This is a genomic window from Pantoea sp. paga (genome assembly GCF_007558755.1).
GTDB classification, from domain to species: Bacteria; Pseudomonadota; Gammaproteobacteria; order Enterobacterales; family Enterobacteriaceae; genus Pantoea; species Pantoea agglomerans.
In genome coordinates this window covers 94039-107717 of sequence record NZ_VLTF01000006.1, presented here as the reverse complement: position 1 = coordinate 107717, position 13679 = coordinate 94039, and the positions used below count along the sequence as shown (strand labels likewise).

Genomic DNA, 13679 nt, shown 5'->3' with positions numbered 1-13679 from the left:
CCTTAATGCATCGCATCACCCAGCCCGAACACCGGCAGATACATCGCAATCACCAGCGTGCCGACAATGCCGCCAATCACCACCATCATCATCGGTTCCAGCGAAGCAGCCAGTGTGTCAGCGCGCTCACGGGTTTCTGCCTCATGCCATTCCGCCAGACGAGCCAGCATTAAATCCAGCGCGCCCGCCTCTTCGCCGACGCGAACCAGCTGACCGCATAATGGTGTGAACAGCGGATGATGCATCAGCGCCTGATGCAGAGGATTCCCCTGAGCAATGTGCTGCTGCAGTCCGGCCATTGCTTCCCGCCATAGCAATGATGAGAGCGTGACTTCAACGGCTGCCAGTCCCTGTAGCAGAGTTAACCCGGCGCGCTGTGTCAGATTCAGAATGGTGTAGATCTGCGTCAGCTGCGTGCCACGCCATAACCCGGAAAGCAGCGGGATGCGCAGGAAAATCGCCTGCTCACGGCGTTGCCAGCCCGCAGAGCGTCGTCGTAACTGATGCCAGGCTGCCAGCATCAGCGATACGCCGATGGCTAACACCGCTCCCCACTCCTGAAGCGCGGCAGATAACTGCATTACCGCTGCCGTAAAGGCGGGCAGGGGGGCATCAAAGGAGTCATAGACGGCAACGAACTCTGGCAGAACGAACAGCAGCATGCCGCAGGTGACCGCAATCGCTACCAGCAGAATGAACAGAGGATAACGCAGCGCCTTCGCCACCTGATGCCATAACTGCTGCTGCCGGATCTGCTGCCGGGCCAGCTCACTGCAACAGGTATCCAGCTGACCGGTCAGTTCGCCCACCTCCATCAGGGCCGGATAGAGCGCCGGAAAAATCTGCGGCCATTCACGTAAAGCCTGAGAAAAAGGGGCGCCGCTGAGTACCCGATGATGCAGGACAAGCATCAGAGCCCGCCAGCCTGCATGCGGATGGCCCTCAGCCAGCAAAGCCAGACTCTCTGCCAGCGGCAGTCCCGCTTTGAGCAGGGTTGCCAACTGACGAATCAGATCGGTTTTGTGCTGCCACTTCCACTCCCTCTGACGCCACACTTTTTCTCGTTTCCAGCTCACCGGCAGAAGGTCGCGCTGCGCCAGCATCAGCAGCAGGTTATCACTGTCGATAGCCAGTAGCTGGCCACTGACTAACTGGCCCTGGCTATCGACCGCCTGCCAGCGAAATAAAGACGCATCAGCCATCGTCCAGCCCAATCACTCGTTGCATCTCTTCCAGCGAGGTATCGCCCCGGCTTACTGCTTCCAGGCCAGACACCAGCAGAGTGCGTAATCCCTGCTGTTTCGCCAGGCTGAGCAGATTCTCCAGCGGCATTTCGGCGGCGATCGCATTTTGCAGCCTGGCATTGATCGGCAGCAGTTCAAACAGTGCCTGACGGCCAAAATAGCCGGAAAAACAGTGGTCGCAGCCGGGAGCTCGCCAGGTTTGCAAGGTACCGGGCCAGAGTTCCGCAGGATAGTGCGCCACCGCCTGAGCGGGCTGACGGCAATGGGGGCAAAGGCGTCGAACCAGACGCTGAGCAACAATCAGTTTCAGTGCCGAGCCCAGAAGATAACCGGGAATGCCCATCTGTCGTAGCCGGGTCAGGGTCTCGGCGGTGGAGTTGGTATGCAGAGTCGAAAGCACCAGATGTCCGGTCTGTGCCGCTTTAACCGCAATCTCCGCCGTTTCAGCATCGCGGATCTCCCCGACCATGATCACATCCGGATCCTGTCTCAGCAGCGCCCGCAGCACGCGGTTAAAATCGAGGCCGTTTTTAGCATGGATCTGCGTCTGGTTAATGCCGGGCAGGGGGATCTCAATCGGATCTTCAACGCTGCACAGATTTTTTTCCGGCGTATTCAGGGCACTGAGTCCGCTATAGAGCGTAAACGTCTTGCCGCTGCCGGTAGGCCCGGTGACCAGAATCAGCCCTTGCGGCTGCGCCAGCGCGGCGCAGAACAGGCGCAACTGCGCGGCGGGTAAGCCGAGCTTATCCAGCGACAGCGCCGCGCTTTCACTCTGCAACAGCCGGACCACCGCTTTCTCACCACCGTAGATGGGTAAGGTCGCCAGGCGAAAAGAGGCGGGTTTACCGGCGATCTCCAGACTGAACTGACCATCCTGCGGTAACCGGCGTTCGGCGATATCCAGTCCGCCGAGGATCTTTAGTCGCGCCAGCAGCGCAGCAGGCTGGGTGGCGGGCAGGGAAGATAGAGGGTGCAATACACCATCGATACGCAGACGCACACGCAGGCCATCACGGCCGGGTTCGATATGTACATCAGAGGCGCGACGCTCCAGCGCCTGACGCAGGATCAGCTGTGTCGCTTCGATCGCTGATTCTGTGGGCGCCTCTTCGCGCGCTACAAGCGGTGTGTCAGCGTGCTGAAGCTGGTCGAGCCGGGCCTGCGGCCAGCACTCGATTTCAATCTGACACTGGCTGGCAAAATGGAGGGCTTCAGCCAGCCCTGGCGGCACGCTCTCCGCGACGGCAACACGCAGCTGGCTGGCATCATGGTGCAAAACCAGGGCACGATAGCGCTGACATAATGCCGCGATCGCCTCATCAGGCTTGCTCATCGCTGGCTCCTTTATCCGCAAAGCGGAACTGCTGCAGGCAATTGTCGCGCAGGCTATTGTTGCTGCTGGTGCAGCTGCGTTGCCAGCTGATGCCGCCCTCGGTGCTGTCCCAGAGCGGCAGCATTTCAACGCTCAGCCCATTCAGGCTCTCCTGGCCGGTCAGCGTAATGACCCCGTTGGTCACGCTCAGTGCCGAGACATAGCGCGATCCCCTGGCGGCAGGAATACCCGCTTCTCCGGCCTGGCACTGCGTCGGGCCGCCGCGCTCCATGGCGCAAAGCTCAACAGCGGTTTTATAGGGCACCATGGTTTGCAGCATGTCAGTAAGGGCAGCACGCTGCAGATAATTTTGATAAGCGGGCAGGCCGATGGCACTTAAGATTGCCACAATACCCACCACAATCATCAGTTCAACCAGCGTAAATCCACGTTGATAATTCATCACATCGTCTCCGTATTAAGAAGGCGACAGGTTAAAAATCGGGAGCAGTGAAAGACAGGCAGAGATGGGCAAACTGGAAAGTATGATGTGAACAGATTTCAGACTTACAGCGCAGTCGAAACTGCGCCGGAAGCAGGGTCGCAAAATCGCCGTGTTGAGTGACGGCGAGGCAGGCTATTTTTGTTTAAAGCGCATCGAGAGATCCAGCGCCCGCACATGCTTGGTCAGCGCGCCAACCGAAACATAGTCCACGCCGGTCAGGGCGATCTGTGGCAGGGTGGTTTCGGTGACGTTACCGGAGACCTCCAGCAACGCCCGACCCTGATTAAGTTCGACAGCGGCACGCATCGCTTCCAGGCTGAAGTTATCCAGCATCACGATATCGGCTTCCGCTTCCAGCGCCTGACGTAACTCCTCCAGCGATTCCACCTCAACTTCAACCGGCACATCGGGCTGCATCCATTGCGCTCTTTCCACTGCCTGCCGAATCGAGCCGCTGGCAATAATATGGTTCTCTTTGATGAGGTAAGCGTCAGAGAGGCCCAGCCGATGATTACTGCCACCGCCGCACAACACGGCATATTTCAGCGCAGTCCGCAGTCCGGGCAGGGTTTTACGCGTGTCCAGCAGTTGCGTCTGGCTTCCCGCCAGCAGCGCGGCATAGCGGCTGACTTCGGTGGCAACGCCTGAGAGCGTCTGCACAAAATTAAGCGCCGTTCGCTCGGCGGTCAGCAGCAGCCGGGCAGGCCCCTCGATTTCAAACAGCAGCTGGTCAGCCTCGATCTGATCACCATCTTCGACATGCCAGATCAGGGTTGCATGCGAACCGAGCTGAATGAACACCTCTTCAACCCAGCGTTTACCACAGAAAACACCGGCTTCGCGGGTGATGACCTGCGCATCGGCCTGGGTATCGGCGGGTAACAGCTGCGCGGTGATATCGCGGTCAGCGTCGATCTCGCCTCCGAGATCCTCTTTTAACGCCAGCGCAACGCTATCCGGAATGTCACTTTCAATGCGTTTAATCAGCGCCTGACGACGGCTGTCGGGATCATAACCACGGGATGACATAGGCGTTTTACTCCAGAAAGGGAAATGACAGAGGCGGTCACAATAGCCTGAACCGCCATTCGGTTCCAGCAACTGGTCGCATTTCGTTTAGTATCCTTAACACGCAGTGCGTGAATGTCATCAGACCGGCACACTAAGAAGCAAGAATCCTTTATTATTCATGCTATTCTCAGCCGGGTGAAATAAGGAAAACCGCTATGAAAATCAAACAGGGCTGGCTGACCCGCGTGCGTCATGTGCCGTCGCCGCATTGCAACGAACGCCCTGATAATGAGGCACCTTCACTGCTGGTGATCCACAATATCAGCCTGCCACCCGGTGAATTTGGCGGGCCATGGATCGATAAACTGTTCACCGGCACCTTACCGCCCGATGCCCATCCCTATTTTGCGGATATCGCCGCGCTGAAAGTGGCGGCACACTGCCTGATTCGCCGTGACGGGGAGATCGTGCAGTATGTCCCCTTTGATAAACGCGCCTGGCATGCAGGCATTTCGCAGTTCGAAGGACGTGAAAACTGCAACGACTTCTCCATAGGCATCGAACTGGAAGGGACAGACAGTGAGCCTTATAGCGAGGCGCAATATCGGGCCTTGCAGCAAGTGACGCAATTACTGCTGCAACACTACCCGTTAACGCCTGCACGTATCACGGGGCACAGTGACATCGCACCGGTACGCAAAACCGATCCCGGACCTGCTTTTGACTGGGACTACTACAAACAGCTGTTAACGCAGTAAAAATCCTGATTTTTGCGGAGTCAGTATGACGTTGTTTACCTTGTTGTTGGTTTTAGGCTGGGAGCGCCTGTTTAAACTGGGCGAGCACTGGCAGCTCGAACACCGGCTGGAGCCGATCTTTCGCCAGCGCCACCATTTCTCAATGATGCGCACCCTGCTGATGACCGTGCTGGCGATGGCGCTGACCGCACTGGTGATCTGGAGTCTGAAAGGGCTGCTGTTTGGCGTGCTGCAACTGCTCTTCTGGATTGTTGCCGGACTGCTCTGTATCGGTGCCGGGTCGGTGCGGCAGCACTACCACAGCTATCTGAAAGCGGCCAGTCATGACGACGACGCTGCGCATCAGGCGATGGCGGCTGAACTGACGCTGATCCATGGCGTGCCGGTGGAATGCAGCGAGCGCGAGTTCCTGCGTGAACTGCAGAATGCCCTGATCTGGATAAACTTCCGTTTCTACCTTGCGCCAATGTTCTGGCTGGTGGTGGGCGGTCCGTGGGGGCCGGTGCTGCTGGTGGGTTACGCTTTTCTGCGGGCCTGGCAAGGCTGGCTGGCAAAGCACGGAACACCGATGGCGCGTTCACAATCTGGCGTGGATGCCATTCTGCATCTTCTCGACTGGATCCCGGTGCGGCTGGCGGGTGTGGCTTACGCCCTGCTGGGTCATGGCGAAAAAGCGCTGCCCGCCTGGTTTGCTTTGCTAACCGATCGGCATCGTTCTCAGTATCAGGTGCTGACGATCCTGGCGCAGTTCTCACTGTCACGCGATCCGCACACCGATAAAGTCGAAACGCCACGGGTTGCCGTGGCGTTAGCGAAACGTACCTCACTGGTACTGGTGGTCGCTGTCGCGTTGCTGACGATTTACGGCACGCTGGTGTAATCAGCAGGTGGCACGCCGAAATCAGGCGTGCCATCTTCCCGCCAGCTGAAATATTTCAGTCGTGTATGGCGGTTCGGATCCCATAACGGATCGCCTTCAATTTCAGTGTAGTTACGTGCGTGGTACACCAGCACGTCGCGACCCGCCTCATCCTGGGTAAAACTGTTGTGACCCGGCCCATACTGATGGTTGTCCCAGCTGGAGACAAATACCGGCCGTGCAGACTTTTGCCATGCGGCGACATCAAGCGGATCGGCATCAGCAGCAATCGACAGTATTCCCAGACAGTAATTCTCATCGGTGGCGCTGGCAGAGTAGGTCACAAACAGCCGATCCCCGTGACGGATAACCGCCGGTCCTTCATTAACACTAAAGCCTGCGCACTCCCACTCATATTCTGGCCGGCTCAGCATCACCGGCGTGCCTTTCAGCGTCCAGGGATTAAGCAGCTCAGCCAGATAGAGGTTAGAGTTGCCGGGAATCAATGGATCTTTCTGCGCCCAGAGATACCAGTTTTTACCCTGATGCACGAAGTGGGTGGCATCCAGTGAGAAGCTGTCGAACTGGCTGAAGACCCGGCGGCAGGGCTGCCATTCCCCCTGCAGCGGATCTTCCGCCTCACACACCAGCGCATACATCCGGTGCTGAAACAGTCCCTCTTTGATTTCACGCGTCGGTGCTGCGGCGAAATAGATGACCCACTGTCCGTCAATGTAGTGCAGCTCAGGTGCCCAGATTAACTCGCTAAAGGGGCCGCTCTCGGGCTTGCGCCAGACGACCACCGGCTCGGCGCTGCGCAGGCCGGCCAGCGTCGTGGCGCGACGGATCTCCAGCCGGTCATACTCTGGCACCGATGCTACAAAGTAATAGTACTGTTCATGGCGCAGGATAAAGGGGTCGGCGCGCTGCTCGATAAAAGGATTCGGCAAGATTGCGGTCATTTAACATCTCCGGTTGGCGTGACAACACCGTCGCGCAGACGAACGGTGTGTAACTCATGGAAGTTTTCGCGGCGCAGCGCGAGATCCTGCTGGATGGTAATCATCATCTTGCGGTCGACCTTCATCAGTCGTACCACACCGGCGGTAATCAGATAGCCGACACCCGGAATAATGGTGAACAGCAGCATGATGCCGTTAATTGTCTCAGGGGACTGTTGTTTAGCGCCCGCATTGTAGCCATAGATCGACAGCAGAAAGCCGACCATCGCACCGGCAACCGCCAGTCCCACCTTGAGGAAGAACAGGTTGCCGGAGAAGCTGATGCCGGTGATGCGTTTGCCGGTTTTCCATTCGCCGTAGTCATCCACATCGGCCATCAGTGACCAGTGCAGCGGAGAGGGGATCTGATGCAGGATATTCAGCACAAAGTAGGCGACCACGACCATCACGGTGGCATGGGGATCGATCCAGTAGAACCCGCTGGAGAAGAGTGCCAGCGCGATATTGGTCCAGAAGAAGACTTTGAGTTTGCACCAGCGATCGGTGAGCAGTTTCGCCAGCGTGCTGCCGACCATCATGCCAATCACACCCAGGCTGATAAACAGCGTGGCGAAGTGCGTTGACTGGCCCATGACCCAGGTCACGTAATACATGGTGGCCGCCATGCGGATGAAGCCGGGACAGACGTTACAGAAGGTCAGCAGGAGAATGCGTACCCACTGGTCATTCTTCCAGACGTCACGCAGATCTTTTTTCAGGTCATCATTGCTCGGCACGGCAGGGCGGATACGTTCACGTACCGTGGCAAAGCAGAACAGAAACATCGCCAGGCCAATGGTTGCCAGTACCGCCATCGCCATCTGGTAGCCGCGTGCTTTGTCTTCGCCACCAAACCACTCTGCCATCGGCAGCAGGGACAGAGAGAGTATCAGCGTGGCGATGCCGACCATGACAAAGCGATAAGACTGGCAGGAGACGCGCTCACCGGGATCGTTGGTAATCACGCCGCCCAGAGAGCAGTAAGGAATGTTAATCGCCGTGTAGGTCAGCGACATCAGGAAGTAGGTGACGAAGGCCCAGATCACCTTGTTGTGGTAGGTCCAGTCTGGCGTGGTGAACATCATTACGCTGAAGACGACATAAGGCACGGAAACCCACAGCAGCCAGGGACGAAAACGGCCCCAGCGGCTCTGGGTGCGATCGGCGATCGCGCCCATAATCGGATCGGTTACCGCATCGAGCACTCTGACCGAGAGCAGCAGGGTCCCCACCAGCGCCGGGGCAAGGCCGAAAACGTCGGTATAGAAGTAGTTCAGGAACAGCATGATGGCACCGCCAATCATGTTGCATCCGGCATCGCCCATGCCATATCCCAGTTTTTCCCGAAACGGGAGGGCTGTACCTTTCATGGTTTTCTCCTGCGCATCCAGTGTGAACAGGAATTATTGTCAGGAAATCAGCGAGATGAACGGGAGTAATTTGTTATGAAGATGGACAAAACAGTTGCAGGCAGAGAAGTGTGAACTGGATCGGGGCAGTTGAGACGGGCAGGAGGGCGTGAGTAACGTGCTGCAACCCCGCAGGAGGTCGCAGCACGTGGTAAAGCATCAGGCTTTCTGTGTCTGGTTCTTGATAAAGTAACCCACGCCCAGAATCACCAGCCAGACCGGAATCAGCCAGACAGAGATCGCCATGCCCGGCGTGGTCGCCATCAGTACCAGAATCGCCGCCAGGAAAATCAGGCAAATCCAGTTACCCGCCGGATAGAGCAGCGCTTTAAAGCGGGTGGTTACGCCCTGCTTATCTTTCTTACGACGGAACTTAAGGTGCGCCAGGCTGATCATCGCCCAGTTGATTACCAGCGCAGAGACGACCAGCGACATCAGCAGGCCAAACGCTTCACCCGGCATCAGATAGTTGATCAGCACACAGAGCGCAGTGGCGACAGCAGAGACCAGAATCGTTAATACCGGCACACCGCGACGATCGACCTTCAGCAGCGCTTTCGGCGCATTACCCTGCTGTGCCAGACCAAACAGCATACGGCTGTTGCAGTAAACGCAGCTGTTATAGACCGACAGCGCCGCCGTCAGGATCACCACGTTGAGCGCATTCGCTACCATGGCATCGCCCAGTTCGTGGAAGATAAAGACAAACGGGCTGACTTCTGACGTAACACGCGTCCACGGCATCAGTGACAGCAGCACCGCCAGCGAACCAATGTAGAAAATAAGAATACGCCACAGCACCTGGTTGGTCGCTTTTGGAATGCTCACTTCCGGGTTATCCGCTTCAGCGGCGGTGATACCTACCAGCTCCAGCCCACCAAACGAGAACATGATAATCGCCATGACCATCACCAGACCGCCGATGCCATGCGGGAAAAATCCGCCCTGTTCCCACAGGTTGCGCACGGTAGCCTGCGGACCCGCGTGACCGCTGAACAGCAACCAGCCACCGAACAGGATCATGCCAATCACCGCAACCACTTTAACGATGGCGAACCAGAACTCCATCTCACCAAACACTTTCACATTGGTCAGGTTGATAGCGTTAATCATTACGAAGAAGATGGCAGCCGAAGCCCAGGTCGGAAAGTCTGGCCACCAGAACTGGACATATTTGCCAACGGCGGTGAGTTCCGCCATGGCGACCAGCACATAGAGCACCCAGTAGTTCCAGCCCGAGGCGAAGCCTGCAAAGTTGCCCCAGTATTTATACGCGAAGTGGCTGAAGCTGCCGGCGACCGGCTCTTCCACGACCATTTCGCCTAACTGGCGCATGATTAAAAAGGCAATAAAACCGGCAATCGCATAGCCCAGAATAACGGCCGGTCCGGCGGATTCAATGACCGATGCACTGCCCAGAAACAGGCCGGTTCCCACTGCACCACCCAGCGCGATGAGCTGAATATGGCGGTTCTTGAGACCACGTTTCAGCGCTTCGCCTTGCTGTTGTTCCATACAAACCTCGTGATGTTTTTATTCTTCGTTCGCAGCGCAGGACGCTGTAATGAAGTAGTTACAATAACGTATTGATTATTTTACGGTATCTGGCGTGCTGAATAGTGCCATCTGCTACCCTGGCGACAAGAATAGTGATAAGCGAATCGCTTTGCACCTGCTTTCGCCTTTCGTGCTGAGAGTTGACTGAAAAAACGCCGTCCTGGTCACGTCTGCCCATAGCAACTTCTGCCATGAAATTCCGTTAATGACGAATAGGTTTCACTTATGCCTGCCGCTGCGCTAACGCGCTAAGCGGGTGTAAGGTTTGGTAAAAGTGAAATTATTTAACATTTTCGGTAACGCGAATTTTTCATTTTTTTAACCGCAAGTTAGCGCCAGCACAGGCTTTGGGGGCAGGTGAATGTCGAAGACACCATATAGACACAAGGTGAATACTTTGTTACTTTACCGGCACCTCTTTGCAATTGGTATTACCAATTTACTCCGGACGATTGGCTTAATAAGAAGGGATGATGGCTTACAGTAAGATTCGCCAACCTAAGCTCTCCGACGCTATCGAGCAACAGCTCGAATCGCTGATTATGGAAGGGACCCTGCGTCCGGGAGAGAAGCTGCTGCCTGAGCGCGAACTCGCCAAACAATTCGATGTCTCACGTCCGTCTCTCCGCGAAGCGATCCAGCGCTTAGAAGCCAAAGGATTATTGCTGCGCCGACAGGGTGGCGGAACGTTCGTGCAGGAGAATCTCTGGCAAAGCTTAAGCGATCCACTCGTTGAGCTTCTCGCCGACCATCCGGAATCACAGTTTGATCTGCTGGAAACGCGCCATGCCTTAGAAGGCATCGCCGCCTATTACGCGGCACTGCGCGGCACAGAGGAAGACCTGCTGCGCATTCGCGACTGCCATGTGAATATCCAGCAGGCGCAGGACAGCGGCGATTTAGACGCCGAAGCGGACGCAGTGATGCAGTATCAGATCGCTGTCACAGAAGCGGCCCATAATGTTGTGCTTTTACATTTGCTACGCTCAATGGGCCCTATGCTGGAACAAAACGTTCGCCAGAATTTCGAATTGCTCTACTCGCGCCGGGAAATGCTGGCAAAAGTGAGCGGTCACCGCGCCAGAATCTTTGAGGCGATTGTGGCTCGTGAGCCAGAAAAAGCGCGCGAGGCTTCACACCGTCACCTGGCGTTCATAGAGGAAATCTTGCTGGACAGAAGTCGGGAGCAGAGCCGTCGAGAACGCTCCCTGCGTCGTTTACAGCAACGTAAGGAATAACGTGCGACAAAGATCGTACGGACATGTGCGACGAGCCTGCCTGCATCTGCTTTAACAGGCTCCCGATTATTCAACGTATTAGACACAGATAAGGAACACACCCATGTCAGAACGTTTACACAATGACGTGGATCCGATTGAAACTCGTGACTGGCTACAGGCGATCGAATCGGTCATCCGTGAAGAAGGTGTTGAACGTGCACAGTATCTGATTGATCAGGTACTGGGTGCAGCCCGCAAAGGCGGCGTAAACGTGGCTGCAGGATCTTCTGCAATCAGCAACTACATCAACTCTATTGCCGTTGAAGATGAACCCGACTATCCGGGCAATACCTCTCTTGAACGTCGTATCCGTTCCGCAATTCGCTGGAACGCCATCATGTCGGTGCTGCGCGCATCGAAGAAAGATCTGGAACTCGGCGGCCACATGTCCTCCTTCCAGTCTTCTGCGACGATTTATGAAGTGTGCTTCAACCACTTCTTCCGCGCGCGCAGTGAGAAGGATGGCGGCGATCTGGTCTATTTCCAGGGCCACATCTCTCCCGGCATCTATGCCCGTGCGTTCCTTGAAGGTCGTCTGACCGAAGACCAGATGAATAACTTCCGTCAGGAAGTTGACGGTAAAGGCCTCTCTTCTTATCCGCACCCGAAATTAATGCCGGAATTCTGGCAGTTCCCGACCGTATCAATGGGTCTGGGTCCGCTGTCGGCTATCTACCAGGCGAAGTTCCTGAAGTATCTGGAACACCGTGGCCTGAAAGATACCTCTGCTCAGACCGTTTACGCCTTCCTGGGTGACGGTGAGATGGATGAGCCAGAATCTAAAGGCGCGATCACCATCGCGACCCGTGAAAAACTGGATAACCTGGTCTTCATCATCAACTGCAACCTGCAGCGTCTGGATGGCCCGGTTACCGGTAATGGCAAGATCATCAACGAGCTGGAAGGCATCTTTGCCGGCGCTGGCTGGGAAGTGATCAAGGTCATCTGGGGCGGTCGGTGGGATGAGCTGCTGCGCAAAGATACCAGCGGCAAGCTGATTCAGCTGATGAACGAAACCGTTGACGGCGACTACCAGACCTTCAAATCCCGTGATGGTGCCTATGTGCGTGAGCACTTCTTTGGTAAATATCCGGAAACTGCCGCGCTGGTTAAAGATCTGTCCGATGATGAAATCTGGGCATTGAACCGTGGCGGTCACGATCCGAAGAAAATCTACGCGGCACTGAAAAAAGCGCAGGACACCAAAGGCAAGCCAGTACTGATCCTGGCGCATACCATTAAAGGTTATGGTATGGGCGACACTGCGGAAGGCAAAAACATTGCCCACCAGGTGAAGAAGATGAACATGGATGGCGTGCGCTATATCCGTGATCGCTTCAACGTGCCAGTCGCAGATGACAAAATTGAATCACTGCCGTACGTGACCTTTGAAAAGGGCTCTGAAGAGCACACGTATCTGCACGGTCAGCGTGAGAAGTTAGGCGGCTACCTGCCAACGCGTCAGCCGAAGTTCACTGAAAAGCTGGAAATGCCAGCACTCGAAGAGTTCAGTGCGCTGCTGGATGAGCAGAACAAAGAGATCTCAACCACCATCGCCTTTGTGCGTGCCCTGAACGTGATGCTGAAGAACAAGTCGATCAAAGATCGTCTTGTTCCGATCCTCGCAGATGAAGCGCGTACCTTTGGTATGGAAGGTCTGTTCCGTCAGATTGGTATCTACAGCCCGAACGGTCAGCAGTACACCCCGCAGGACCGCGAGCAGGTTGCTTACTATAAAGAAGATGAGAAAGGCCAGATTCTGCAGGAAGGGATCAACGAGCTGGGCGCAGGTTCATCCTGGCTGGCTGCGGCGACCTCTTACAGCACCAACAACCTGCCGATGATCCCGTTCTACATCTATTACTCGATGTTCGGCTTCCAGCGTATCGGCGATCTGATGTGGCTGGCGGGCGACCAACAGGCGCGCGGCTTCCTGGTCGGCGGCACCTCAGGTCGTACTACCCTGAACGGCGAAGGTTTGCAGCATGAAGATGGTCACAGCCACATTCAGTCGCTGACTATCCCGAACTGTATCTCCTACGATCCTTCTTACGCCTATGAAGTGGCTGTCATCATGCATGACGGTCTGGTGCGTATGTATGGCGAAGCGCAGGAGAACGTTTACTACTACATCACCACGCTGAACGAAAACTACCATATGCCAGCAATGCCCGCTGGTGCAGAAGAGGGTATCCGTAAGGGTATCTACAAACTGGAAACGGTAGACGGCAGCAAAGGCAAAGTGCAGCTGCTGGGCTCAGGTTCTATCCTGCGTCATGTGCGTGAAGCTGCGCAGATCCTGGCGAAAGATTACGGTATCGGCTCTGATGTCTACAGCGTCACCTCGTTTACTGAACTGGCACGTGATGGCCAGGATTGTGAGCGCTGGAACATGCTGCATCCGACAGAAGAAGCGCGCGTACCTTATATCGCTCAGGTGATGAACGACGCACCTGCTGTCGCCTCAACCGACTACATGAAACTGTTCGCTGAGCAGGTTCGTAGCTATGTCCCGGCCAGCGATTATCGCGTACTGGGTACCGATGGCTTTGGTCGCTCTGACAGCCGTGAGAACCTGCGTCATCACTTTGAAGTTGATGCATCTTATGTGGTGGTTGCCGCGCTGGGTGAGCTGGCTAAACGCGGCGAGATCGAGAAGAAAGTGGTGGCCGACGCGATCACCCGATTCAATATCGATGCCGATAAAGTTAACCCGCGTCTGGCTTAAGAGGTAATAGAG

At 55.9% G+C, this 13679-nt stretch carries 11 protein-coding genes; 4 read left to right on the top strand and 7 right to left on the bottom strand.

What is annotated here, in order from left to right; translation table 11 throughout:
- Nucleotides 1–2 precede the first annotated feature (2 nt).
- From hofC to nadC, 4 genes are all read right to left on the bottom strand, one after another.
- Entirely contained in the window at nucleotides 3–1202 is a 1200-nt protein-coding gene (hofC, locus tag FOV68_RS16515) for a protein transport protein HofC (protein WP_143991231.1), read from the bottom strand.
- Complete coding sequence (gspE, locus tag FOV68_RS16510; RefSeq protein ID WP_143991230.1) at nucleotides 1195–2580, bottom strand: type II secretion system protein GspE; 1386 nt, start codon at nucleotides 2578–2580, stop codon at nucleotides 1195–1197. The genes hofC and gspE overlap by 8 nt, the downstream gene beginning before the upstream one ends.
- Nucleotides 2567–3022: a prepilin peptidase-dependent pilin gene (gene ppdD, locus FOV68_RS16505; RefSeq protein ID WP_010253922.1), complete on the bottom strand. Its 456-nt coding sequence runs from the start codon at nucleotides 3020–3022 to the stop codon at nucleotides 2567–2569. The genes gspE and ppdD overlap by 14 nt, the downstream gene beginning before the upstream one ends.
- A 174-nt stretch (nucleotides 3023–3196) precedes the next feature.
- A complete protein-coding gene (gene nadC, locus FOV68_RS16500) occupies nucleotides 3197–4093 on the bottom strand; it encodes a carboxylating nicotinate-nucleotide diphosphorylase (protein ID WP_143991229.1) in 897 nt (298 codons plus the stop codon).
- 197 nt (nucleotides 4094–4290) lie between these two features.
- Between nadC and ampD the strand changes: the two genes are divergently transcribed.
- A complete protein-coding gene (gene ampD, locus FOV68_RS16495; protein ID WP_143991228.1) occupies nucleotides 4291–4833 on the top strand; it encodes a 1,6-anhydro-N-acetylmuramyl-L-alanine amidase AmpD in 543 nt (180 codons plus the stop codon).
- Nucleotides 4834–4858: 25 nt separating this feature from the next.
- A complete protein-coding gene (gene ampE / locus FOV68_RS16490; RefSeq protein WP_143991227.1) occupies nucleotides 4859–5713 on the top strand; it encodes a beta-lactamase regulator AmpE in 855 nt (284 codons plus the stop codon).
- On the opposite strand, the gene FOV68_RS16485 is transcribed toward ampE, so the two are convergent.
- The 3 genes from FOV68_RS16485 to aroP form a co-directional block, all read right to left on the bottom strand.
- Nucleotides 5695–6654 carry a family 43 glycosylhydrolase gene (locus FOV68_RS16485; RefSeq protein WP_039386521.1) on the bottom strand — a complete coding sequence of 320 codons (960 nt, stop codon included), beginning with the start codon at nucleotides 6652–6654 and terminating at the stop codon, nucleotides 5695–5697. The genes ampE and FOV68_RS16485 overlap by 19 nt on opposite strands.
- Nucleotides 6651–8063, bottom strand: coding sequence for a glycoside-pentoside-hexuronide (GPH):cation symporter (locus FOV68_RS16480; RefSeq protein ID WP_143991226.1), 1413 nt, complete (start codon nucleotides 8061–8063; stop codon nucleotides 6651–6653). Before FOV68_RS16480 ends, FOV68_RS16485 begins: the two co-directional genes overlap by 4 nt.
- A gap of 198 nt (nucleotides 8064–8261) precedes the next feature.
- Nucleotides 8262–9617 carry an aromatic amino acid transporter AroP gene (aroP, locus tag FOV68_RS16475; RefSeq protein WP_033756570.1) on the bottom strand — a complete coding sequence of 452 codons (1356 nt, stop codon included), beginning with the start codon at nucleotides 9615–9617 and terminating at the stop codon, nucleotides 8262–8264.
- Nucleotides 9618–10132: 515 nt separating this feature from the next.
- Here aroP and pdhR point away from each other — a divergent pair.
- Both pdhR and aceE read left to right on the top strand, forming a co-directional pair.
- Nucleotides 10133–10897 (top strand): pyruvate dehydrogenase complex transcriptional repressor PdhR, encoded by a 765-nt coding sequence (gene pdhR / locus FOV68_RS16470; protein ID WP_010253942.1) that lies wholly within the window; start codon nucleotides 10133–10135, stop codon nucleotides 10895–10897.
- A gap of 103 nt (nucleotides 10898–11000) precedes the next feature.
- Entirely contained in the window at nucleotides 11001–13667 is a 2667-nt protein-coding gene (aceE, locus tag FOV68_RS16465) for a pyruvate dehydrogenase (acetyl-transferring), homodimeric type (RefSeq protein WP_010253944.1), read from the top strand.
- Nucleotides 13668–13679: the final 12 nt, after the last annotated feature.

Excerpts from the sequence above, each read along its gene's own strand:
- hofC (WP_143991231.1), bottom strand. The coding sequence starts at position 1,202 with ATGGCTGATGCGTCTTTATTTCGCTGGCAGGCGGTCGATAGCCAGGGC.
- gspE (WP_143991230.1), bottom strand. The coding sequence starts at position 2,580 with ATGAGCAAGCCTGATGAGGCGATCGCGGCATTATGTCAGCGCTATCGT.
- ppdD (WP_010253922.1), bottom strand. The coding sequence starts at position 3,022 with ATGAATTATCAACGTGGATTTACGCTGGTTGAACTGATGATTGTGGTG.
- nadC (WP_143991229.1), bottom strand. The coding sequence starts at position 4,093 with ATGTCATCCCGTGGTTATGATCCCGACAGCCGTCGTCAGGCGCTGATT.
- ampD (WP_143991228.1), top strand. The coding sequence starts at position 4,291 with ATGAAAATCAAACAGGGCTGGCTGACCCGCGTGCGTCATGTGCCGTCG.
- ampE (WP_143991227.1), top strand. The coding sequence starts at position 4,859 with ATGACGTTGTTTACCTTGTTGTTGGTTTTAGGCTGGGAGCGCCTGTTT.
- FOV68_RS16485 (WP_039386521.1), bottom strand. The coding sequence starts at position 6,654 with ATGACCGCAATCTTGCCGAATCCTTTTATCGAGCAGCGCGCCGACCCC.
- FOV68_RS16480 (WP_143991226.1), bottom strand. The coding sequence starts at position 8,063 with ATGAAAGGTACAGCCCTCCCGTTTCGGGAAAAACTGGGATATGGCATG.
- aroP (WP_033756570.1), bottom strand. The coding sequence starts at position 9,617 with ATGGAACAACAGCAAGGCGAAGCGCTGAAACGTGGTCTCAAGAACCGC.
- pdhR (WP_010253942.1), top strand. The coding sequence starts at position 10,133 with ATGGCTTACAGTAAGATTCGCCAACCTAAGCTCTCCGACGCTATCGAG.
- aceE (WP_010253944.1), top strand. The coding sequence starts at position 11,001 with ATGTCAGAACGTTTACACAATGACGTGGATCCGATTGAAACTCGTGAC.